Raw genomic sequence first — 21,084 nt, 5'->3', positions numbered from 1 at the left:
CTCTATAGAAGCTTATCAGCTTCTATAGACATCCATCGAATCCCATCGGATTGGATAGAACTCTAGCCATGTCTACATCTAAATAAGGGCAGAACCTCGGACGCTTACGGTAATGATCAAGGCTTTTGAATTCAGTTAACGAACGGCGCGCTCGGCGAGCACGCCCTACCATATGAGGTCACCCTGCCTGGCACGCCTTCCCTGACAATCCCGATGTCGCCTCGGTTCTCAGAGTATTTTTGTGAACTGGATTAAGCTGTCTGACTCTTTAGGTAGGGATGGATCGCCGATCCGTCCGCTTCCGTTAGGTGAGCGCTAGGCGTGGGTAATGATCAAGGCTTTTGAATTCAGTTGGTGAACGGCGCGCTCGGCGAGCACGCTCTACCATATGAGGTCACCCTGCCTGGCACGCTTTCCCTGACAATCCCGATGTCGCCTCGGTTCTCAGAGTATTTTTGTGAACTGGATTAATCTGTCTGTCTCTTTAGGTAGGGATGGATCGCCGATCCGTCCGCTTCCGTTAGGTGAGCGCTAGGCGAGTAGCTCTTTTTGAGTGATCGGAGCTGTGCCTAGGTGGCGGACCACTATGCCAGCGGCTTTATTCGCGAGTGTGGCGGCATCGAGCAAGTTTTCGCCGGCGGCCAGTGCTGCGGTGAGCACCGAGACCACGGTGTCGCCTGCGCCAGAGACATCAAATACCTCCTGTGCTTCGGTGGCGATGCGCCCGATGATTTTTCCATGTTCGCCTAAGAGCATGCCATCGGCACCTAGGGTGATGACTAGCTTTTCGGGATTATAGGCTTGGAAAATGGCTGCGGCAACGGCTTCGTCGTCAAAATCAGCGTCAGGGCTGCTATCGAAGCCGGCCATTTGCAGGGCCTCGGATCGGTTGGGGGTCATCACGGTCATGCCACTGAGGTTCAAGTGACGCTTGGGCTTGGGATCTACGACCAAGAGCGGCGCCTTGCTCGATTGGGCCACGGTAGTGCGCACGGTGTGTAGCAGCGCGTCGTTAATCACGCCTTTGGCATAGTCGGAGAAGAGTATGGCATCGGCTTGTTGAATAAGTTTTAAAAATTCAGGGGATTGTAGCTGTGCGTCGAGGGCATAGGCGGCTGGTTTGGCTTCGCGGTCGATGCGGCAGAGTTGTTGTCGTTGTACCACGACGCGAGTTTTGACGATGGTGGTGGCACCGTCTCTTTTTCCGAGTGGGGATAACTGGATCTGTCGCTGTTGGAGCACATCGTTTAGCAGTTTACTTTCGGGGTCGTCAGTATAGGAACCGATTAAGGTGGTGGGCACGCCCAGGCCGGCAAAGTTGTTGCCCACATTCGCGGCACCGCCAGGCACATAGGTATCACGAGCGACGGAAACAACCGGTACTGGGGCTTCGGGCGAGATGCGGGTGGCATCGCCCATGATGTAGTGGTCGAGCATGATGTCGCCGATAACGACGATATTTAATTTGCTGAAACGGGCGAGGATGCTGGCGATGTCGAGTGGCATAAATTGTAGGGGCGTCACTTGTGACGCCCGCAGTTGAGCGGCTTCTTAAGTTCGGCGGGCGTGACAAGTCGCGCCCCTACGTATGATGAGGAAGGTTTATGCAGTCCAGTCTTCGTTTTCTACCAGTTCGAGCCATGCGTGTAGGATAAATGTATGCAGCTCTTGGATGCGTGCGGTGTTGTCGCTGGGGATGATGATGCAGTGATCGGCCAGGGATCGGATTACACCGCCGTCTTTGCCCGTCAGTAGAATGGTGGTGACACCGTTGGCTTGTGCTTGTTTGAAGGCTTGGCGGATATTCTCAGAGTTTCCACTGGTGGAAAAGCCGACCAGAATGTCCTTTGTTTTGCCGAGCGCCTCAATCTGGCGGGAAAAGATGGAATCATATCCGTAATCGTTGGCGATGCAAGTGAGCACGGAGGTGTCGGTGTTGAGCGAAATTGCAGGTAGGGGACGGCGTTCGCCGCGGTAGCGACCGATGAGTTCTTCGCACAGGTGCATGGAATCTGTCGCGCTACCACCGTTACCACAGGCATAAACGGTATGGCCTTGGCGCAGGCGCTCTACCATTAATTGGCCAGCCGATTCGATCTGCGGCAGCAGTGGCTCGACGTCTGCGACGCATTGTTTGAGAGCTAAGTAATCTTTTTGAACTAGAGACATGCTATTAGAGTGAACCCGCTTTATGGATCTTTTCGATCATTTTCGTGGTGCTAAAGCCTTCAAGGAAGGGGAGGAATTGAATTTGAGTGCCTACGGCTTCGAAGGCTGCACGTTCGCCCTGATGCAGGGTATCCAGCGTATAGTCACCTGCTTTGGTGTAGATGTCGGGCTGTAGTTGCTTGATTTCAGTGACTAATCGAGGGTTATTAAACACGACCACATAGTCGACACAGCTGAGTGCGCCGAGGCAGTAGGCACGTTCCGCTTCGCTCTCAATCGGGCGGGTAGGGCCCTTTAATGCGCGAACGCTTTCGTCGCTGTTAATTAAGACCCATAGCTGATCCCCGAGGTCCCTGGATGCTTTTAAATAGGAGATGTGACCAACATGGAGCAGATCAAAGCAGCCATTAGTCATGACCATGGTGTGGCCTGCGTCGCGTTGTCGCTGGCGTTCGACGATGGCGTCGTCCAGTGAGAGCCATTTTGGGTTGGGTAGGTGCATTGCTTTGGGAGAGTTGAGGGCGGAGAGGTTATTTTTTTGAGTCTTTACGTTTTTCTGTATTTTGAGAGATCGTTATAAAGTTACGTATGAGTTCATCGGCTTCATTCCAGATCGGTTGGGTGAGTGATTTTGAGATTTCATAGTCTTTATGTCTCTCTCAAGTCTCTTACCTCAAACCTCTTCCTGTCCGAGGTGTTTGCCGGGCACCAGGTAGTTTTGTACGTAATCTTTGACGGCGTCTTGGAGGGTGAAACAGGCGGAGGTATCGTAGCCGGTGGACTTCAGTTTGTCGGTATTGGCGCAGGTGTAGTATTGATACTTTCCTTTAAGTTGCTCGGGCATCTCGATATATTTGATGTTGGGCTCGAGATTGAGGGCCGCAAAGATCGCTTCGGCCAGGGTGTTCCAGGTGTTGGCCTCGCCAGTGCCGAGGTTAAACAGGCCGTTGGCTGTTGGTGTGTTCCCGAGGTGAAGAGTCATGGCTACGGCGTCTTTTACATAGAGAAAATCGCGCATTTGATTGCCGTCGGTGTAGTCGGGATGATAACTCTTGAAGAGGCCGATTTCGCCGGTGTCCGTGACTTGTTCGTAGGCTTTATTGACGAGGCTACGCATGTCGCCCTTGTGTCCTTCGTTGGGGCCATACACGTTATAGTATTTGAGTCCGACGATCTGATCCAACCAGCCCATGCGCTGTGCGTAGCAATCGAACATGTGTTTGGAGTAGCCATACATATTCAGCGGGCGCAGGGTGTGAAGATCTTCGAGAGTGTCGTCCATTCCCTGGCTGCCGTCTCCGTAAGTGGCTGCGCTGGAGGCGTAAACGAAGCGTATGCCCTTTTGGATCGCTAGGCTCGCCAGTATCTTGGTGTATTCGTAATTGTTGTGGATCAGGTAGCTGGCGTCACGCTCTGTGGTCGCGGAGCATGCACCCAGGTGATAGATGGTATCAAATTGGTCGAAATACTCAGGTTCATCTTCAGCCAGTTCGATTAAGTCGTCGGCTTCTATATAGTCGGCGTAGCGGAGTGAAACCAGATTTTTGAATTTTTCGTCCATTCCAAGAATGTCGGATACGACGATGTCGCTGTTGCCAGCTTGATTGAGGGCGTGGATGAGGGCGCTGCCGATAAAGCCTGCGCCGCCGGTGACGAGTGTGTATTTGCCTGTGCTCATAAAGAAATGTGTAGGATGTGGTGTTCAATTGTAGGGACTTCACTTGTGACGCCCGCGGAAGTTCGGCGCGGATTCTCGGCGGGCGTGACAAGTCGCGCCCCTACGTCAAATACACTGTCGCTCAAAACTATGTTCAGCGTCAAGCGGACAAGATGGCGTCGATGCAAGCGGGAAAGTCCTTACAAAGTGTATGTGGGCCAGTGATTTCCCCAGCAGCGATTTGCTGCGGTAGTTGCGGTTTGCCACAGGCCACTGCCCAGGCGTGGGCACCTGCTTGCCAGGCGGTCTCGAGATCGACTCGTGTATCGCCGATCATGTGGCATTGGCGGGGGGGGAGTTGTAGGTGAGCACAAGCTTCCTGAATGAAACGCGGCGAGGGCTTACGATAGCCACCTTCGGTGCCTGGCGCTTCTGGTGCGATGCACCAGCCCGCGATATCGCTTGGCTCGATTGCGAGTTGTTCGAACAGTTTATTTTGACATGCGTGGACCTGCTCGATTGGGAAATAGCCCCGCCCGACTCCGGATTGATTGGTGAGAATGAAAAATGGAATGTTTGCGTCGAGTAAGCGGTGCACACTTTCGCGAACTCCTGGTAGCAGTTCAAGCTTGGCCGGATCGTCGATATAATCGACATGCCGAATTAGCGTGCCGTCGCGGTCCGCGAAAATGGCAGGTGTTGCTGTGCTAGCAGCATAGTGAGGGTTGAGCCAGACGTTATCCATGGGAGGGCTGAGGGCTGAGGACTGAGACTTGAGATGGGAGGGCGCTACGGTTTTTACAATTTTAAGATACTTGGTAGCACGGGGGCTTTACCATGGAAGCGCTTGTAGAGTTTGATGGCTCGCTTGAGGATGGCCTGCCAGAGCGCCTGATTATTGCGCACGGAGTTTTTCCAATCTGCGCCTAGGTACTGACGCAAAAAGCGAGCGCAGTCGCATGATGTGAGACCGACATCCAGTGCGGAGAAAATCAGAGACCCCAGATCTTTTATCAGCCAGCGCCGCGGCACTTCGAGGCGTTGCTGCACGCGGTGTAAATCGATCAGATGCAAGGGGATGCTTTTGCCGACCGTCCAGTTGCGGATACTGGCACGGTTGATGAGAAAGTGGTTCAGATAGAAATCGCGATGATTGATGCCTTGTGCATGCATACTGTGTCCCATTGCTGCGACTTCATCAATTAAGGCCCGTTTCAGATGGATCCAGTTGAGGTCTTGGAAATCCAGCCAACCTGGTTTGAAATGTTCGAGCGTTTCACAGTCTTCCAGAGCTTCGAGCACGACAAAGGACTCGACGCTGGCAGGGTAGCGGCCGCGCTCGCCCTTGCCTAGTACCTTGGGCACGCGCACGCCGGCGGCTGCCAGAGTCTCTGCGCCTTCCCATTCGGTGCGGGCGCTTACGACCGGTTTGCGCAGGCGATACCATTCCTTGAACACCTCCCGCCATCCGCAGCCCAAGTGACGCTTTACATAGAAATGGAGCTCGCCGAGCTGTGTTTCGTAAGTGAGGCGGTTCTTGACCTCACGGTGCACTTCGCCGCCACCGAGTAAGAACCATTCGAAGGGATCACTGCCTGGCGGCAGCGCCTTGCGGAGTTCGTCTGTGAGCTCGAGATACATTTGGGGATTAGGATTGATGGTAAGGGATCGGCTGGTTTAGCACTTATTCGTCTTTTTGAGCAGAATTTTTTCGATGATTTGGGCCGCAGATTGATGGCAACTGTATAAGTCCTCGGAGGCGCAATAGGCCAGTGCGTTCTGGCTCATCGCTTGTCGTGTAGCGGTGTCTTGTATGAAATGCCGTACACTGTCATTCAAAATCTGCTGCGAAAACGGGCTGGAGATCACTTGACCAGCCTGAGCCTTGATAATGTGGGGTGCATAGCCACAGGTATCGGTGGTCAATACGGGCAAGCCATGCGTGAGCGCTTCAAGCAGAACCTTACCCGCGGATTCACTGTAGGCTGGATGTAGGAGAAAGTCGGCGGCATCATAGAAACGATCGACATCGGCGCGCCCGCCGAGAAAACGCACCCTTACACCAGTCGATTGGGCTAGCTTTTGAAAGCCAGCGGGCTTGCCACTGCCGACAATCCAGAATTCCAAGTCCTGTATGCTGTCGTGGTTTGCTGCGATCGAGCGTAAGGCGCGATCCAGTCCTTTGATTCGAAAGCCAGAACCAAGAAATAGTGCGACGGTTGCGTCATGGCTAGTGCCGAGCTCTTGGCGCAGTGACGTTCGTTTGGATCTACTTTCGGCTGGCGAGGCAGTATTGCGAGCCACGCCCGGGGGGAGTAGATGAAAGCGTTGGGTGGGCGTGCCGTAATGTTGATTAAAGAATTTGATCTCTCTTTCGGTTAAGACGAGCGTTTCTGTGGCGTGTTCGCCCGCGAAGAGCAATTCTTCTAATTGACTGTAGTGCCGATAACGAGGTGTGAACTTGTGCCACCAGGGTTTGCGGGCCTCGCGTTCCACATAGCAAGGATCAGCAGCAAAATAAATGTCGGGGGCGGGGATACGGCTGAATGCCACCAGTCCATCCAGACCATGACTCGGAAGCTCGCTCTGAAGTGCTTTAAAAAAATGCCTGTTGCGCGCAATATTGCTCCAACCTTTTTTGCCGAATAAATGAGCGACAATTTCTGGGGGCCTGTCGCCTTTCCAGCTGCGGGTAAAGATGTGGACCTCATGGCCACGCTGTTGCGTGGCCTTAGCTGTCGCCAAGCAGTCTTCTTGCAGACCGCCGAAGGGATAATAGTCATTGAGTACGAATCCGATCTTCACGTAAGCATGAAACTCAGAAGCGGCAATGACGGGCAACTCTAAAAGGGCGCGTGAAAGACGGCTCCTGAGTTTTGCTCTACATTGGTGAATGGCTAAACATTATAAATATTAGAACTTTTTCGTCAGAGCAACGATTCAGCTGATGCAACTGCTTTTTCGTTTAGCTTTTTAGTATTTGAGCTATAAACAGGAACGGCTTTGGTTGATCCAGACGATTTGTATTTATAAGTTATTTATAGTTAATGTGTTAATATATGTTTAATTTTTTAAGAAAAAAACAGCCCTGCCTATATCATGTCACGCATGCAAAAGCAGGTTCTTCATGGATTTATAAGATATTGAAGAAGGCGTATCGCGAGAATGTGGCAGATCGTATAGGTTCAGATTACGCACGGATTCAATGTCAGCCCGATGTGATTTATGCAGCCATTTTCGCTGATTATAACACATTCCTTGAGGCGAAGCCTTCGGCGGATTCGAAGTGTTTTTATGTGATACGGGACATACGTGATACCATGGTCTCACTTTATTTTTCGCATCGCTATTCGCATATTCTTTCGCCCAGTATTGAACAGCGTCGAAAGGTGTTGGAAGGCATGTCTGAAGCCGAGGGCTTGGAATTATATTTTAAGACGAAAGCGGATCGTATCATGAATGCTCAACGTTCATGGGTGGATGCGGGCGTTCCAGTGTATAAATACGAAACGATATTTGAATCTCAGGGAGCGTTGCTGTTTGAGATTCTCGATCAATTGCAGTATCGATATAATTACAAACGACTGAATGAGGCGATTCAGAAGAGTTCTTTCGAGAAGAGCTTTGGGCGAGAACCAGGGGAAACCGATAAATTTTCTCACGGACGCAATGGAACCGCTGGTAATTGGGCGGAGCATGCGACGCCTGAGATTGAGGCAATCATTCAAACGCAGATGACAGATCACCTAAAATTAACCGGTTACCTGTAGCCTTCCAGCCGACTGCAGTTTGTTCGACGCCGTCGCCTCGGTTCTTAGAGCATTTTTGTGAACTGGATTAAGTTGTCTGACTCTTTAGGTAGGGATGGATCGCCGATCCGTCCGTTTCCGTTAGGTGAGGGCTAGGCGTAGGTAATGATCAAGGCTTTTGAATTCAGTTGGTGAACGGCGCGCTCGGCGAGCACGCCCTACCATATGAGGTCACCCTGCCTGGCACGCCTTCCCTGACAATCCCGATGTCGCCTCGGTTCTTAGAGCATTTTTGTGAACTGGATTAATCTATCTGACTCTTTAGGTAGGGATGGATCGCCGATCCGTCCGCTTCCGTTAGGTGAGGGCTAGGCGTAGGTGATGATCAAGGCTTTTGAATTCAGTTGGCGAACGGCGCGCTCGGCGAGCACGCCCTACCATATGAGGTCACCCTGCCTGGCACGCTTCCCTCACAGTCCTCACTAGTTTCGGTTCTCTGAACCGGAGAGATTCCATGCGTTAAATGCGGTCGCTTTAGCTGATTGTATCGAGCACTGTCTTATTCAAGAGTCGAGTCACTAGTTGAGCCTTAATACGCTTGCGGATGTGTCGATGATAGAGGGCCTTGGGATAGCAATAGCGTAGCGGACCTATACGTCTTTTGTACTGATTAAAACGTTGTTTGTGATATACCAGATTCATGCTGTCGATCAGACATAATAACAGCAATTTTTGGGCTGTATTTGCGCTTGCCTTAGCTTGTTTGGAGTAGTTTTTGAGTAAGCTTCCGGAGCGGGGCTGGTCTTCGAATTGGCAGAGGTTTTGCGCGATTTCTTTACAATCAGCAGGGGGAATGCCCGTGAGTGCGATATAAGTTTCGTAGGCGAGTTGTGCACATTGAAGTCGTGCGATTTTACCTCTGTTCTTAGTTGAGTTATTCTCTTGTTCGTGAATTAGAAAGGTCGAGTAGCAATCCGGTAAAAGGCCGAATTGAATGTGGGGTGCCTGTTTGATTAGCCAGGCGCTATCTCCCGTCCTGGAATGATCGGTAGGGAAGGGGGATTTTTGGAGTGTTTGTGTCTTGTAGAGATTACTAGCACTGCTGCCCAGTAGCGAGCTTTGTAGGTAGTAGAGTGAGAGGCAGGCCACCAGTTTGGGCGGCATTCTGGTAAATTGATTGAGTTGATATGCTTGAATGATTTCGTGGATTGGCCAGGGCTTGGCATCTTTGACCGTGTTGTCGGCAACCAGTCGGGGAGGGCTGACTATTACATCGAGTTGTTCATTATGGATGTAGTGATAGAGACGTTCTAGTCCTTCCAGCGTGATGGTGTCGCCAATGGTAGAGAAATATAAGTAAGGCTGGGTCGCGGCATGGATGCCGCGGTTCCAACTTTGATATAAGCCGGGGGGGCATTGAATCCACCGCACGTGTGGGTACGGGCTGAGTGCTTGCTGTAAGCGTTCATAGCTGCCGTCCTTTGAATAAGAATCGACCACAATCACTTCGGCTACATGTTCTAGCCAGTTCATCATCGCATCCAGATGGCTGTTGATACGCCCGACGCAATTGAAGGAAGGGACGATGGCTGTGATTGGTAAAACTGGCTTCATCGGATTCTAAACGTGGCCTTGGTTACTTAAGTTTCTGAAGTTGTATTGCATGCGGATAGATCTGTCGTTTGGCCATCGCTTTGACGATACGTTTTTTATAATCAGCTTTCAGCTGTTGGCTTTTTTGGAGTTCAATCACTCCTTGTAGGCAATTTTTTACGCGGCTGGCTGTTTGGATTGTATCGGGGATTGTATAGCCCATTTCTTTCAGCCAGGTGGATCGCGTATGCTGATAATAGCGTTTTGCCCAACGGATACGAAACCAGTTGTTATATTGCTCGGCCCAAGTATCGCGGCTGGCTGAAGAGATATGCTGGTATTTGCCGACTCCAGTTGGATCTCCCAAGCGACCTCCAGTTTCGCTGGGCAGTTCTTTTTCCAAGACTTGACTTAAATTTTTCAGGCCCAGATAAGCTTCAAGTTTATTCAGCACGTCCAAGGGAGTCTGCACTAAGTCTTCATAGCGAATCGAGCAGACGCGATCCTGCATTTGAGTTTGAAATTGATATAAGCGGTCCAGGCCCACTGTTAAGTCGAGTTCGAAATCTTGTAGGCTCCAAATGTTGTGATGGAATGATGTGCAGATCGAAGCAGCAACTGCGAGTGGATGACGCCATAATACGATGAACTTTGCGTCCGGGAACGTTTGGTAGATTTCGTCCAGAATCAAGGTGTAGCGAGGGGTCTTATCGATGAAGTATCGTTTGCCTGCTGCGAGTTCCTTGTAAATTTTAGACATGATATCCCGAATGCCTGCGCGATATGCAGCATCAAAGCCCGGCCATTTAGCTCGGATGTCATTTTTCGAGATCTCAATATTGTGTTCACGGTAGACTGCATAGCGGGTGACTTGATGGGCATCTCCCAGGAATCTTAAGAGTAGGCTGGTCTCGCCGAGTGTGGCGCATTCACCATCAGCGAGTAGCATTCGCTGAAGTAAGGTTGAACCCGAGCGTGGAAGTGACAGGATGAAAATAGGTTGAGTCATGTATGGTAGATACTGCGGTGGTGCGGGAAATAGCTTCCAATATCGCCCATGTGCGATAGATCAGCTTATGTGAATATATTCAACTTTAAACGCAGAGGTCCCAAGGTATTGGGCGGTCCTGACAGTATTGAGCGTCTATATGTCGTGGCTGGTCCCCCCGCTTGTGGTAAATCGACTTTCTTGAAGGCAGTCGCGCGACATTTGGATATTCAAACGATGCCAGAGCCATGGCATGCTTTGTTGAATGCGCCAGTATCTATGGATATGGCGGAGCTACCGAAATACCACGGTCAAGCTTTAGGTGATGTCGTCTTACATGTGGATCTGATGCAACCATTTCACTGTAATAAATATTTTGATGCGAAGCAGTTGGAGACTTCATTTGCTGCTGAGGGATATCGTAGTTGGGAGGCTCTGCGCTATTTGCACTGTGCGCGCCATTTACATGTTCTTACGTTGTTCCTACCTCGGGAAGAATTGTTCCGTCGTTTTATGTTGCGTTCACAGCTGCAACAGAGGCGAGTGTTGCCCTTTCATATGGTTGCCATGTATGGCGATTCGACGGGCAATGCTTCTTGTTTGCGAGCACTCTATAATGCTTGGAATCAGTATGTCAGTGATTTTGTAGGGGCACTGCATTGTGGACTGGATGTCTCGACGGATTCTTATCGTTATTGTCCGGAATTTAATGAAGCATTTATATTAGACCGTTAGCCTGTGCTGTATCTAGCTCAGTGGTAATTTTGATTGTGACAGAGTAGAAGAGAGTGCACACTTTAGTTGTGGGGCATTTCTGAATTTTCGTATAGAGAAGCCCTAGCATTTTGAATAGTATGAACATTTCCTCGGCACAGGCTTTAATGCCCGAAATCTCAGTTGTCATCAGCACCTATGACGATCGCAAGTTCTTGGCTAAGAAACTAAAGGAGGTTTGTGCGCAAACTGCCTTTGCGCGTGCTGAGTTTATTTTTATAGAACCTGCATCTCCTGGCAACGAGTATGAGTTACTACTACCTTTTTGTGAGCAGTATGAAAATTGTAAATTAATCCGACTCGAACATCGTATTTCGCTGTATCAGGCTTGGAATTTAGGTTGGGAAGCTGCGAGTGCAGAGATTGTTTGTATTTCAAATATGGATGATGCGATGCATCCGGAATTATTGGAGCGGGTGATTGGAGGGATGCGTGAGAATGATTGGGATGTGGCGAGTGTATTGATTGCTAAGCAAGATTTTGGTGATTCTGTAGATTGTTGGGAGCCGGAGCATTTACGAGAATTGGAGTTAAGCACGCGTCCAGGGCCGTTTTTTGCATGGAAATCCGACTTGAAAGCACGGATTGGAATGTTTGATGAATCGCTCATATTGACGGGGGATAAGGACTTTTGGTCTAAGATTATCGACTGTGGCTTACAGGGGGGGCTTGTGCGTAAAGTGCTCTATTTATATACCAAGCACTCAAATCAGCTGTCGAAGCGCGAGGAGTTTATTCAACTCAAACAAAAGGAGCGCAAGCAATGTAAGTCACGGGCATATCCTTATGTATGGCCTAGCTGGTATGCGAGACAGGTGCGGCTCATTCGTGCAGTTGCACGAGTGCCATGGGTCGGCTCTTTGTTTTACGTTCCCGACAGTGAGCCGACTGGTTCTCTCGTTAAATGATTCTTAGCATGCGCTTAGTTCGACAACATTAGGGCGGTGAGGCTTAGTTACCGGAGTTCACTATGAAAGATGAATTAAAATATAGAAGAAGCGCCATTGTGAGTGCGAAGGGCTTAGGAGACGCTCTACTGACAATGACGCTCGCCTATAATCTTCATAAAAAAGGACATGAGGTTCATTTTTATTCGGATGTGCTATCCTTAATGGCTGATTACTTCCCGTTTGTTGCCGTGCATCCGTTTGCATCGTACACACTGGATGCGAAGGAGATTCTTCAGCGCTACGATTTTTGTGTCTTTGCGGATGGCTTATTGGCAATAGAAGATGACTCGACTGCAGCGAGTCGTTTGTTCGTGCTGAATCGAGACCAGCAAAATCGATCGATTCATTACATCCATAGTTTCTGTCAACAAATGCAGGATCACGGAGGGCTCGATGTCGCCATTGAGACCATGGATAATGGACTGACTTTGCCGGCAAAATATTCGTTTCGAAAATATGCGAAACGGATCATTTTACACCCCACCAGCAGTCGCCTGAGTAAGAATTGGCCGATGCCGAAATTTATAAAATTGGCCCAACTTCTACGTGCAAGTGGTTATCAGCCAGTCTTCATTTTAACTGATTCAGAAAAGGACTATCAGCAAATGCTGGAACCACATGCTATAGAGTTTGTATCGCTGGCTCTGAATGAGCTGGTTCCTTATCTTTATGAATCAGGCGCCATCGTCGCCAACGATTCAGGTCCGGGACATTTGGCGGCATTTACTGGTATTCCCACACTGAGTATTTTTCCTAAAAAATCGAGGTCAAGTATGTGGCGTCCAGTCGGAGACAATGTGAGCTTAATCTGGCCGCGCTTCCGTCTTCCTGGCAGTCGTGGCAGTCGCTACTGGCAGCGCTTTTTGAGCGTGCGTCAAGTGCACCGCGCTCTGATGGCACGATTACGTGATCAATAGGCGTCGTCGTGGCGTGAGGCTCGGCTCGCTTATTTTAAGAGGGGGGCGATTGTATCGAATACGATTTTGCCAGTAATCAGATCCATCGAATCTTTCTGGATTGGATAATGATTCATTCGACCGGGGTAGGGGCCTGTCTCTGCCGGGTCCGTCGGGGCATAGAGCCCTACGATTGGAACGGGCGTGCTTGCTGCGATGTGTAGCATGCCCGTATCGGGAACGATGCAGACCTTGAGTTGATGCATTAAGGCGGCTGCCTGCTTGATAGAAAAGCGATCGACTGTATCGATAACATTTGAACAAGCACTGGCTAATTTTTTGGTATAGACTCCTTCTGCCTTCGTTCCTGTCGCAAGGCAACGCACCTGCGGGAAGGCCTGTGCGAGTTGATTACAGAAATCGATGGCATTGTTTACGCGCCACGCTTTTTCGTGTGTGATCTCTGTTTGTCCAAAGCCCAGTCGCTTGCGCACAGAACGACAACCTAAGTGTAGGGCGATCAGTGGACTTTGCTCCAACCCTAAATGTTTGAGTGTTGTCTCGACCATGCTTGCATCTGCTTTAGTGAATGAAAGCGTATAGCGAAAGTCATTAAACATTTTATCGCTAATGAATAGACTTCTTAATTTTTCGACATTGCTTTTCGATACGTGGGTCTGATGGGGCGGCGGTGGAGCGGCTTGACAATCGGGGACTTTTTTATCGGTGATACCTGACAGCAGTAGTTGCGGTCCATGAATTTGCTTACAAATTTCAATCGCTAGGCTTTGTCGGCAAAAACTAATGGTGAGGTCATATCGTTTGCCACGTAATGAGGTGACTTTGTTGGAGCTGACACATAGCACTTCATCGACGTCCGGATTACCTTCAAACACTATTTGGGCTTCTGGACTGGGGGCGATGACAGTGATTTTTGCATCCTGATGATACTGCTTTAAAAAACGTATTGCCGGCGTGTGAGAAAGTGCATCACCCAGTCGATGTGTGGTGATGAATGCTATAGTTGTTAATGGCATTATGTATGTGTGTTTGCAGCGCTGTTTTTAAGTGCTTTTTGGGAGATCAGAAAGCGTAGGCGATACCAGAGTCCTTTTTTGAACCATTTCTCGGGATAGGCTGAGAATACTTGCAACGTAGGAGTTTCCAGGGGCGCTTGTTGTTTTATGTGCTCGGTGATTACATTGAAGAAATTATATTGATTCAGAACTTGTTCCTTGGCTTTAGAGAGTGCTGGTATGGCACGTTGGTACTGTTGCGCTTGGATCGATGTTCGAATGGTGTGAATCGCAGCTTCTGGATCATTCATGTCGATGCGTTTGTATGCGCCTGAATCGAAGTATTTCTCTATATTGGGGCAGCCAGAATAGAAGGGAAAGGTGCCTTCTAAATAACAATCCGAGAGTTTTTCGGTCCAATAGTCTGGGGCGCAGCTGTTTTCGATTGCGATATGATATTGGTATGGACGTAGGGCGTCGGATTTATCGGCGATAGGATTCTGACCCGTGCCGTATAGATCCATTTCGTCCCCAAAGGCTTCTTTCAGCTGGTTGACAAAATCATAGCGCTTCTTGTGACCCTCTTTTTTCTGCTTATCTGAGCAAACTACAGAGAGCAATTTGGTTTTGGGGATGTGGGTATCTTTAACGAAGTCGTCGTATGACTTCACGGGAACTTTGGTGCCATCCGCTTGAAATTGTAGACCGCAAAACCATGGATGACCTTGCTGTGTAATGTGTTTGTTGGGGTGGGCAACGCTTAAGTCAGAGCAAATGACACTGTGGAATTGAGCCAAATAAGCTTCTGTGTAGCGCTTGATAGCGGGAGGTTCTCCGGCGATGAATAGTGTGTTGGCTGGTGCTACGGGGGCCTCAATTTTACTATAATGTCCTGCAAAAACGACGACGAAATCACAGGGACCATCATTCTGATTGATGTGAAACTGTACCTCATTCCACTTGCCTAGGCCTTGCGGCGTTTGACGCAAGAGTGACGGCTTACTTGAATCATTCCAAGGGAGATAGAGTCTGACGTGTTTCATTGCTATAGCCTATCGGGAAAGATGCGGAAGAGAGCGGGTGGCGTGAGGGACCTTATTCGTCTGTAGCTTGTGGTGGATGCACACGTTCAATAAAGGAAATTTCAACTTCTTCGTGGACGCTTTGGGTGTGGATATCTGCGAGTTGTTCGAAGTGTAAGCGTTGGCCTGATTGCCATTTCTGGAGTAGATACTCCGGCGTGATCGTGCCGCTAATGTTGTCATTTTCACCTTGGACGCGATTGAGTGGGATATTTAGAATTATAGGGGATGCAAAGCAGTAACCAGCACGTGCTTGATAGAGTGGAGTGAGGATTTGTAGCGCGCGTTCGAAACTATTGGGGGCACGGAAATTGAGGTGTTCTACAGTTATTTGTATTTCTGATGTTAAAAAAATATGTCCATCCACTGAGAGCGGATAAGCCCAATCGTAAGTGCCGCGCGTCCAGTCAAACTGCAGTAGGTCGTTGCTGTCATTCGCAGGTCGCAAGTCGGGGAGTTGCATCGTTTTCTGCTTCGTGTAGCAGTAATCGATGTTTCTGCCTAAACGTAGTGAGACTATGCCTTTTCGTATCTTGGGGCGGTCTAGCGCATCGAGGTCGATCGGGCGAATGAAGACAATGTCATCGACGAGGAAGCATACAAATTCGGTTTGAATCGCTTTGAGTTGTTGAATTAAGTCGTCCGAGAAATTGTTTTCTTGAGTCCATTGAATCAGGTCCGGTCGCTTGAGTTCTTCAGCGGCTTCTTGGTAGGCACGCGCATGCTGATCGTTAGATGCGCTGTAGATGACCTGAATCGAGTAGCTGCCTTGGATGTGACAGAGCATACTCCGGAGTAGGCCATCTAGTTGTAGTGCTCGATCCTTTGAGAAAATGCAAAAGGTGATGCTGTCTGAGTCTGTCTTGCTGGAAGTCTTTGCATGGTTGATCAGACGCCTAAGAAGTGCGTTCAACTTTTGCGTTTGCTGATAGTCTTTCTCACGTGCCAAGCGAAGGCCCACTCTTTTCAGGAGTGGTTGTGTCCACTGTATGATTCGCTTTTTCACAGGCGTCTATTTTGGGAAAAACATCTCGTTGGTACTACCGTCTTCCAGTGTTTTTAAGCCGAATTTGCACTGTTTGTGTTCATTGGCATAGATGCGGGTGAGCACATCCTTAATGCCGGGGTTCTCTGATTTGCCATGTTCCAAGTGGTAGGTGTTGGCGCAGTTGCGAATGCCCACGGCTTTGATTCCGTTATTGTCTAGACGACGGCCGATTTCGTGGTCCTCATAGCCATACTGCAGGATGGTTTCGTCCATGCCATTGCAGAGCTCGTAGTTTTTCTTGTGCATTGCAAAATTACAGCCTCCGACGTGGTGGCGTTCTTTGCACATGATTTTACGCAGCCATTTATTTTCGATGATGGTGGTTCGAAATGGTTTAATGACTTCGCCTTTGAGGCCGCGCCATAGAACTGACGCGGTGCGAGTCGAGAAGGTGATTTCTTTACGGATGATTTGTTCTGCGATATCTTGCCGGATTTTACACCCACGCCAACCGCACATGACGCGCTGTGGATGCGCATGCTTGAGGTGCATCTCGATAAAGCGATGGTGGAGAATCATATCTCCGTCGACAAAGATTAAATAATCGCTGTTGGCGCTTTTAGCAGCGGTATTCAGTATGATAGTTCTATAAAAGCCTCTATCCTCGTGCCATACGCGCTTGATCGCCAGTTTTGAGGTCCATTTGGCTACAATGGTCTCAGTTTCATCGCTAGAGCCGTCGTCGGCCACTACGATCTCGAACTCTTGGTTTGTTTGCTTGAGAGCACTCTCGAGTAAGACATCGAGTTGTTTCGCCTGATTGTAGACGTTAACGATTAGAGTACATTTTGGCATGTGTGAAAGTTGTTTAAAGCTGTCCTCGCATATGAATGGCTGCGTAGTTAGTTGACTTGCGGCCTGTAGGGCAAGTTTTCAAATTGTCGCGACTCCTTTCATTTGGCTAATTAGTTTACGTTGAGCCGGTGAAAATGTGCTGGTTTGGAAATACTCGTGCAGATAGTAAGTCTTTTGTGCCTGCGTCAGTCGCTTGGCGTGTCGTAGAAAGCGCGAAACATCTTCGATGATGCTTTGTTTTTTGAAGAGAGGGCGCCTGGCTTTTTCCAAGTCAATCAAACGTGCTTGGTAGCCACCATTGGAATCGGCACGAATGAAGGCATGTTTGGGATAGAAACCAAAATGAGCCCAGCCGGCCTGATGGAGTGCTCGTGTAGTCGCGGCAATGGCTGAGAGTGCGTGTTGAATGGCTTCCGCGTTGGCAGTTTCAGTCGAATCCAGTTGTTTGAGCCAGCTGTCAAATGCTTGCCAGTGCTCCAGGGATTCGGTGATGATCAATGCGCCTTGGTTGCCATTTTCAGTCCAATGCGCAAACAGCAGTAGTTTGGGGGCCAGCTGGGCCTGGCTACGGAGAGCCTGCAGTGCCTCGAATTCCCGTATGAATGAGAGGCGTTTACGAAAGCAGGTGGATGGGGCGCGGTAGAAGTGGTTTTGTTGTATTTTTAGAAAAACAATCTTTTGCTCGGCTTCTGGTGCTGAGGGGTTGAGCACGATGCGTGTTACACCGCTCCAGCCGCCCCGCCGTTGGTTGGGCTCTTCAAACCAGTCGAAGGCACGTCGGCTGACTGCTTGCAGGTCGAGAAGTCCTGCAGTTGTTAGGAGTGAGTGGACGCTGGGATCGATCCATTGGTATTTTGTCTCGAACATGGTGGGGTGTTAGGTGTTGTATTTTGAGAAGATCTCTTTGAATGCGGCGGCAAGATTGAGTTTTGCTTTTTCTGTAATGCCAGCAGCCGCTAAGTAGCTGTGTAGAAAGGCGGCCCCGGCGGGGCCGGCGAGGCATACACGATCGCTATCGTGGCGGTCCATATGGTGGAAATTACGGATGCGTTGACTCTGAGAGAGGGGGCCCCAGTACTTAAAGCCAGTGTCGACTATATCTATGAGCCCGAAAGTGCCATCGGCACGCACGATGATGTTGCCGAAGTGCATGGAGCGAAACAGAATGCCGCACCGGTGTAGCCCTGCGACAAATTGACCAAGGTCTTTGCATTTTGAAATGCCGTCCTCTGCCGTGTGTTTGTTTAGCCAGTCCCGCAAGGTATCTCCCTCCAAAATGTGGTAGAGCACAGCTTGCCGTTGCATTTCAGGAATGCTGAAGACTGATTTCACTGTCACTGTCGGGATACCGCGTCGCTGTAATTTGCCGGCATTGCGTGCGAAGCGAGCGGCGTGTGTGATCCAGATCTGGGAGGAAAGTAGGTGCTTTCTTCTGAATAGTTTGAGAATGCGATTTTTCGGAAGTAGGATGACTTTGGGGGTCGTTCCTTCGTTTTCGAGTACTGTGCCTTCCTGGGTCAGTCTCGCATATTCAGCGATGGTTTTCTTGTTCCGCATGGGGCTAATTGTGTCTTTGGCGGTCGTCGGTGGCATCGAAGCGTCGAGCTCGATAGTTTTGAATCTGCTCGCACAATGCCGCCACTTCCGGACTCTCGAGCGGGCGGTTTAAGTAGGCGGTTAGAAAGCGTTGACGTTCTGTTAGACTGCATCGGACCCGCGCCAGTTTGTCGAGCGTTGCACAGTCTTTGAGCTTTTTACGGGCGAGGGTTGGCCCTCTGCGGAACCCACCCTTCGGACAATCGATCCAGTAGAGTTCGGCTGCGTTGGGCTGTGGTTTTACGAGTAGATTGCGCCACTTTAGGTCCTCGTGTATGAAGCCTTGAGCGTGCATGCTTGCGGTCCACCTTCCCAATTGATCGATGATTTGATCGCGCAGCTGACAATAGGCAGGGCAACTTCTATCGGGACAGTGCGCGGACACGTATTGATCCAGCTGGAGTGCTCCGGGGATGGCTTCGGTGATGATGAACTCCTGAACGATGCGGCCGATGAAATTTCTGCGTTCACCCCAAGCGATGATTTTGGGTGTTCGGATGCCGATGCTACTGAAGAAGAGTAGGTTGTGGGCTTCGTTGCGACTTCTACACTTACGCAAATAGCGCTGTAGCGGGTATTTCTGGTTGGCGTATATTTTGATATAAGCATCTACGCCGCCGTGCTCGCCTATCTTGCGAACGAAGACTGCTGAGCGGTCTTTGATACGATCCAGCGGCAGGGAATGAGACGCCAACAAGGACCACTCAGCTTGGAGTGCGTCGGTGTTTTGTTGTAAGTTGACATCAGAATTGGGCATTTTTGTTACAGGTTCGCCATAATTTACAGTTAGAACAAGGCTATTTCTAATCAAAGAGGCCTTGCCCAGTGAGGAACTTTTCGCCTTCAATGACGCCTTGCTAATTTTACTTAAAGTTTTTTGTCGTTTACTTGCTGCGTTGCCAGTGGGCGTCGTTTCGTTGCTGTGTCGTTTTATGGCATTGCTGCTGGCGTTGTTCATGGCGGACCGCCGCCGTACGACAATGCGTTCCCTCCATCATGCCTTTCCAGATCGGACAGAGGCATGGCGTCGCGGGGTCTTTCGTCAGTCCTGTGCCCGTATGTTTGAGATGGGACTTTTCCGTTCGACTGCCTCGTATTTTAGCTCACAGCGCTTGGACGAGGTGCTGGAAATACCGGATACAGCGACTGCGCTTATGACGCAGTATGCGCCGGGGCAGGCTAAGTATGGAAAGCCCTTTGTCGTGTTAATGCCGCACATGACGATGGCGGAAGCTGCGACTTTGCTGCCGAGACATTTTCCAGAGTTTCCACAGTTAAACGCTATTTTTCGGCCTTTGAATCAACCGAAGATCAACGCTTGGGTGATGGCCGAACGCGAGCGCTATGGGGTCAAGTTGCTTTCTCGTAAGAACGGCTACAACCAGGCGATGGCGGCGTTGCGTAATGGGGAGGCCGTGGGCTTGTTGTTTGACCAGGATGCTTCTAAGAAGGGAACCACTATTACTTTTATGGATCGCATCATTTCGGCCACGGATCTGCCGGGCTTGATGGCGCATCGCTTTCAGGCGGATGTGTTTTTGATGCTTACCGAGCGTACTGGTTTTTGGAAAGCAAAATTGACGCTGCAGGAAATCCCGCTCGGAGCATCGCCAACTGAAATCAGTGTCAGGGCACACGATGCGCTGGCGGCGTATCTGCGTCGGGATGCAAATTCGGCTGCGGATTGGTTGTGGTTGCACGATCGGTGGAATCATTACTATTCGCGGCACAAGCGCTTTCGCCTGCCGCAGAAGCGTAATCAACTCGAGCTATCCAACCGTATTCATGGGTATGCGACGCTGCCGCGTCAGACTCGTTTATGGGTGCGGCTGCCTAATTGGTTGGGCGATGTCGTGATGGCGCTGCCCATTCTGCGAGCGATTCGTGCTGCCCGCCCGGATTTTGAAATGACATTGATTGGCAAGGCGGCATTTCAGCCCTTGGTCGAGCGCCTGGGGGTGGCGGATCATTTTGTTCCCTTACCAGAGCGTGGCCGAGGGTATTTTAAGACCTTTTATGCCAAGCGTCGTGAGTATCCGGATACCTATCTACTCTTGACGAATTCATTTCGTGGGGATCTTGAGGCTTGGCTGACTCGTTGCCAGCAACGGATTGGGATGGTGCGGCCTGGTAAGCGTCGGCCTTTGTTGACGGATCCTTATCATCTATCCAGTGAGGTGGATGAGACACAGGTGCACCAGACTGCCGTGTGGGAGCGAATGGTTCGTTATTGTGGTTTGGACACTGAGCTCGATCATACACCTGTCGTTGTCGAGCAGGTGGCTACTGTTGCGAATCGGATTGGGCTGATTTGCGGCACAGAAAACTCACCGGAAAAGCGCTGGCCCGTCGCGCATTGGCGGGCATTGCTACAGCAATTGATTGCGGTTCGACCTGATGTTGAGATTGTTCTCTATGGCACGGTGGCTGATCGTAGCATTACGGATTCGGTGTGCGAAGGTTGGGCACCGAAACAGGTGCGTAATCGGGCGGGTGAAACTAATTTGGCAGAATTTTGTGACGAGCTAAGTGCTTGTGCGGTAGTTGCCTGTAATGACACCGGTGGTATGCATCTAGCCAATATGTTGGGTACTCCAGTGGTCGCTGTGTTTGGGCCGACTAATCCTGTCCGTACCGGGCCGATTTTTACGACACCGCATAGCATCTTACAACCGGAAGGCTGCCCCTTGACCGGTGGTATGGATATTGAGCACGTCAGTGTGGACCGTTGTTTGGCCGCCGTGTTAGAACATTTGCCGAAAACTGTCTGA

Annotated in this window: 21 protein-coding genes; 5 read left to right on the top strand and 16 right to left on the bottom strand. The window is 50.0% G+C overall.

From position 1 onward, the window contains the following. Positions 1-531 precede the first annotated feature (531 nt). The 7 genes from QEH59_RS12020 to QEH59_RS11990 form a co-directional block, all read right to left on the bottom strand. Positions 532-1,506: a bifunctional heptose 7-phosphate kinase/heptose 1-phosphate adenyltransferase gene (locus tag QEH59_RS12020; RefSeq protein ID WP_308985621.1), complete on the bottom strand. Its 975-nt coding sequence runs from the start codon at positions 1,504-1,506 to the stop codon at positions 532-534. 96 nt (positions 1,507-1,602) lie between these two features. Continuing rightward, positions 1,603-2,169 carry a D-sedoheptulose-7-phosphate isomerase gene (locus QEH59_RS12015; RefSeq protein ID WP_308985620.1) on the bottom strand — a complete coding sequence of 189 codons (567 nt, stop codon included), beginning with the start codon at positions 2,167-2,169 and terminating at the stop codon, positions 1,603-1,605. A 4-nt stretch (positions 2,170-2,173) separates the two neighbouring features. Further along, complete coding sequence (locus QEH59_RS12010; RefSeq protein ID WP_308985619.1) at positions 2,174-2,671, bottom strand: adenylyltransferase/cytidyltransferase family protein; 498 nt, start codon at positions 2,669-2,671, stop codon at positions 2,174-2,176. Between the two features lie 171 nt (positions 2,672-2,842). Further along, on the bottom strand, positions 2,843-3,847 hold the full coding sequence (rfaD, locus tag QEH59_RS12005) for an ADP-glyceromanno-heptose 6-epimerase (protein ID WP_308985618.1): 1,005 nt from the start codon (positions 3,845-3,847) through the stop codon (positions 2,843-2,845). 139 nt (positions 3,848-3,986) lie between these two features. Continuing rightward, a complete protein-coding gene (locus QEH59_RS12000) occupies positions 3,987-4,571 on the bottom strand; it encodes a D-glycero-alpha-D-manno-heptose-1,7-bisphosphate 7-phosphatase (protein ID WP_308985617.1) in 585 nt (194 codons plus the stop codon). A gap of 53 nt (positions 4,572-4,624) precedes the next feature. Continuing rightward, positions 4,625-5,467, bottom strand: a complete 843-nt coding sequence (gene rfaP / locus QEH59_RS11995; RefSeq protein ID WP_308985616.1) for a lipopolysaccharide core heptose(I) kinase RfaP — start codon at positions 5,465-5,467, stop codon at positions 4,625-4,627. A gap of 36 nt (positions 5,468-5,503) precedes the next feature. Continuing rightward, the gene (locus QEH59_RS11990) at positions 5,504-6,631 is read right to left on the bottom strand and encodes a glycosyltransferase family 4 protein (protein ID WP_308985615.1); all 1,128 of its coding nucleotides are present in this window, start codon (positions 6,629-6,631) and stop codon (positions 5,504-5,506) included. Positions 6,632-6,885: 254 nt separating this feature from the next. Between QEH59_RS11990 and QEH59_RS11985 the strand changes: the two genes are divergently transcribed. Then, positions 6,886-7,596 (top strand): sulfotransferase domain-containing protein, encoded by a 711-nt coding sequence (locus QEH59_RS11985; RefSeq protein ID WP_308985614.1) that lies wholly within the window; start codon positions 6,886-6,888, stop codon positions 7,594-7,596. 513 nt (positions 7,597-8,109) lie between these two features. On the opposite strand, the gene QEH59_RS11980 is transcribed toward QEH59_RS11985, so the two are convergent. Together QEH59_RS11980 and QEH59_RS11975 are read right to left on the bottom strand one after the other, a co-directional pair. Next, a complete protein-coding gene (locus tag QEH59_RS11980) occupies positions 8,110-9,189 on the bottom strand; it encodes a glycosyltransferase family 2 protein (RefSeq protein WP_308985613.1) in 1,080 nt (359 codons plus the stop codon). 22 nt (positions 9,190-9,211) lie between these two features. Then, a complete protein-coding gene (locus QEH59_RS11975; RefSeq protein ID WP_308985612.1) occupies positions 9,212-10,177 on the bottom strand; it encodes a sulfotransferase family protein in 966 nt (321 codons plus the stop codon). A 69-nt stretch (positions 10,178-10,246) separates the two neighbouring features. Between QEH59_RS11975 and QEH59_RS11970 the strand changes: the two genes are divergently transcribed. The 3 genes from QEH59_RS11970 to QEH59_RS11960 all read left to right on the top strand — a co-directional run bounded on the left by QEH59_RS11970 (position 10,247) and on the right by QEH59_RS11960 (position 12,797). Continuing rightward, positions 10,247-10,891 (top strand): nucleoside/nucleotide kinase family protein, encoded by a 645-nt coding sequence (locus QEH59_RS11970; RefSeq protein WP_308985611.1) that lies wholly within the window; start codon positions 10,247-10,249, stop codon positions 10,889-10,891. A gap of 119 nt (positions 10,892-11,010) precedes the next feature. Then, positions 11,011-11,838: a glycosyltransferase family 2 protein gene (locus QEH59_RS11965; protein WP_308985610.1), complete on the top strand. Its 828-nt coding sequence runs from the start codon at positions 11,011-11,013 to the stop codon at positions 11,836-11,838. Between the two features lie 62 nt (positions 11,839-11,900). Further along, positions 11,901-12,797, top strand: coding sequence for a glycosyltransferase family 9 protein (locus QEH59_RS11960; RefSeq protein WP_308985609.1), 897 nt, complete (start codon positions 11,901-11,903; stop codon positions 12,795-12,797). A gap of 29 nt (positions 12,798-12,826) precedes the next feature. Here QEH59_RS11960 and QEH59_RS11955 read toward each other — a convergent pair whose 3' ends face one another. The 7 genes from QEH59_RS11955 to QEH59_RS11925 form a co-directional block, all read right to left on the bottom strand. Beyond that, positions 12,827-13,813 (bottom strand): glycosyltransferase family 9 protein, encoded by a 987-nt coding sequence (locus QEH59_RS11955; protein WP_308985608.1) that lies wholly within the window; start codon positions 13,811-13,813, stop codon positions 12,827-12,829. Next, the gene (locus QEH59_RS11950; protein WP_308985607.1) at positions 13,813-14,835 is read right to left on the bottom strand and encodes a glycosyltransferase family 10 domain-containing protein; all 1,023 of its coding nucleotides are present in this window, start codon (positions 14,833-14,835) and stop codon (positions 13,813-13,815) included. Before QEH59_RS11950 ends, QEH59_RS11955 begins: the two co-directional genes overlap by 1 nt. Before the next feature lie 52 nt (positions 14,836-14,887). Then, positions 14,888-15,880 carry a hypothetical protein gene (locus QEH59_RS11945; RefSeq protein ID WP_308985606.1) on the bottom strand — a complete coding sequence of 331 codons (993 nt, stop codon included), beginning with the start codon at positions 15,878-15,880 and terminating at the stop codon, positions 14,888-14,890. A gap of 6 nt (positions 15,881-15,886) precedes the next feature. Continuing rightward, positions 15,887-16,717, bottom strand: coding sequence for a glycosyltransferase (locus QEH59_RS11940; protein ID WP_308985605.1), 831 nt, complete (start codon positions 16,715-16,717; stop codon positions 15,887-15,889). Between the two features lie 78 nt (positions 16,718-16,795). Then, positions 16,796-17,584 carry a lipopolysaccharide kinase InaA family protein gene (locus tag QEH59_RS11935; RefSeq protein ID WP_308985604.1) on the bottom strand — a complete coding sequence of 263 codons (789 nt, stop codon included), beginning with the start codon at positions 17,582-17,584 and terminating at the stop codon, positions 16,796-16,798. Positions 17,585-17,593: 9 nt separating this feature from the next. Beyond that, positions 17,594-18,274, bottom strand: coding sequence for a serine/threonine-protein kinase (locus tag QEH59_RS11930; RefSeq protein WP_308985603.1), 681 nt, complete (start codon positions 18,272-18,274; stop codon positions 17,594-17,596). A 4-nt stretch (positions 18,275-18,278) separates the two neighbouring features. Continuing rightward, complete coding sequence (locus QEH59_RS11925) at positions 18,279-19,070, bottom strand: lipopolysaccharide kinase InaA family protein (RefSeq protein WP_308985602.1); 792 nt, start codon at positions 19,068-19,070, stop codon at positions 18,279-18,281. Between the two features lie 97 nt (positions 19,071-19,167). Here QEH59_RS11925 and QEH59_RS11920 point away from each other — a divergent pair, with 97 nt between their 5' ends. Continuing rightward, positions 19,168-21,084, top strand: coding sequence for an LpxL/LpxP family acyltransferase (locus QEH59_RS11920; RefSeq protein WP_308985601.1), 1,917 nt, complete (start codon positions 19,168-19,170; stop codon positions 21,082-21,084).

Source organism: Thalassobacterium sedimentorum (genome assembly GCF_031127905.1).
Lineage (GTDB): Bacteria > Verrucomicrobiota > Verrucomicrobiia > Opitutales > Coraliomargaritaceae > Thalassobacterium > Thalassobacterium sedimentorum.
The sequence above is the reverse complement of the archived record's forward strand: the minus strand, read 5'-3'. Positions and strand labels throughout refer to the sequence as shown.

What these genes read in the sequence shown, in the direction of transcription:
- QEH59_RS11955 (WP_308985608.1), bottom strand. Translation starts at nt 13,813, where the DNA reads ATGCCATTAACAACTATAGCATTCATCACCACACATCGACTGGGTGAT.
- QEH59_RS11950 (WP_308985607.1), bottom strand. Translation starts at nt 14,835, where the DNA reads ATGAAACACGTCAGACTCTATCTCCCTTGGAATGATTCAAGTAAGCCG.
- QEH59_RS11960 (WP_308985609.1), top strand. Translation starts at nt 11,901, where the DNA reads ATGAAAGATGAATTAAAATATAGAAGAAGCGCCATTGTGAGTGCGAAG.
- QEH59_RS11940 (WP_308985605.1), bottom strand. Translation starts at nt 16,717, where the DNA reads ATGCCAAAATGTACTCTAATCGTTAACGTCTACAATCAGGCGAAACAA.
- QEH59_RS12015 (WP_308985620.1), bottom strand. Translation starts at nt 2,169, where the DNA reads ATGTCTCTAGTTCAAAAAGATTACTTAGCTCTCAAACAATGCGTCGCA.
- QEH59_RS12020 (WP_308985621.1), bottom strand. Translation starts at nt 1,506, where the DNA reads ATGCCACTCGACATCGCCAGCATCCTCGCCCGTTTCAGCAAATTAAAT.
- rfaP (WP_308985616.1), bottom strand. Translation starts at nt 5,467, where the DNA reads ATGTATCTCGAGCTCACAGACGAACTCCGCAAGGCGCTGCCGCCAGGC.
- QEH59_RS12010 (WP_308985619.1), bottom strand. Translation starts at nt 2,671, where the DNA reads ATGCACCTACCCAACCCAAAATGGCTCTCACTGGACGACGCCATCGTC.
- QEH59_RS12000 (WP_308985617.1), bottom strand. Translation starts at nt 4,571, where the DNA reads ATGGATAACGTCTGGCTCAACCCTCACTATGCTGCTAGCACAGCAACA.
- rfaD (WP_308985618.1), bottom strand. Translation starts at nt 3,847, where the DNA reads ATGAGCACAGGCAAATACACACTCGTCACCGGCGGCGCAGGCTTTATC.
- QEH59_RS11980 (WP_308985613.1), bottom strand. Translation starts at nt 9,189, where the DNA reads ATGAAGCCAGTTTTACCAATCACAGCCATCGTCCCTTCCTTCAATTGC.
- QEH59_RS11935 (WP_308985604.1), bottom strand. Translation starts at nt 17,584, where the DNA reads ATGTTCGAGACAAAATACCAATGGATCGATCCCAGCGTCCACTCACTC.
- QEH59_RS11975 (WP_308985612.1), bottom strand. Translation starts at nt 10,177, where the DNA reads ATGACTCAACCTATTTTCATCCTGTCACTTCCACGCTCGGGTTCAACC.
- QEH59_RS11930 (WP_308985603.1), bottom strand. Translation starts at nt 18,274, where the DNA reads ATGCGGAACAAGAAAACCATCGCTGAATATGCGAGACTGACCCAGGAA.
- QEH59_RS11965 (WP_308985610.1), top strand. Translation starts at nt 11,011, where the DNA reads ATGAACATTTCCTCGGCACAGGCTTTAATGCCCGAAATCTCAGTTGTC.
- QEH59_RS11985 (WP_308985614.1), top strand. Translation starts at nt 6,886, where the DNA reads ATGTTTAATTTTTTAAGAAAAAAACAGCCCTGCCTATATCATGTCACG.
- QEH59_RS11925 (WP_308985602.1), bottom strand. Translation starts at nt 19,070, where the DNA reads ATGCCCAATTCTGATGTCAACTTACAACAAAACACCGACGCACTCCAA.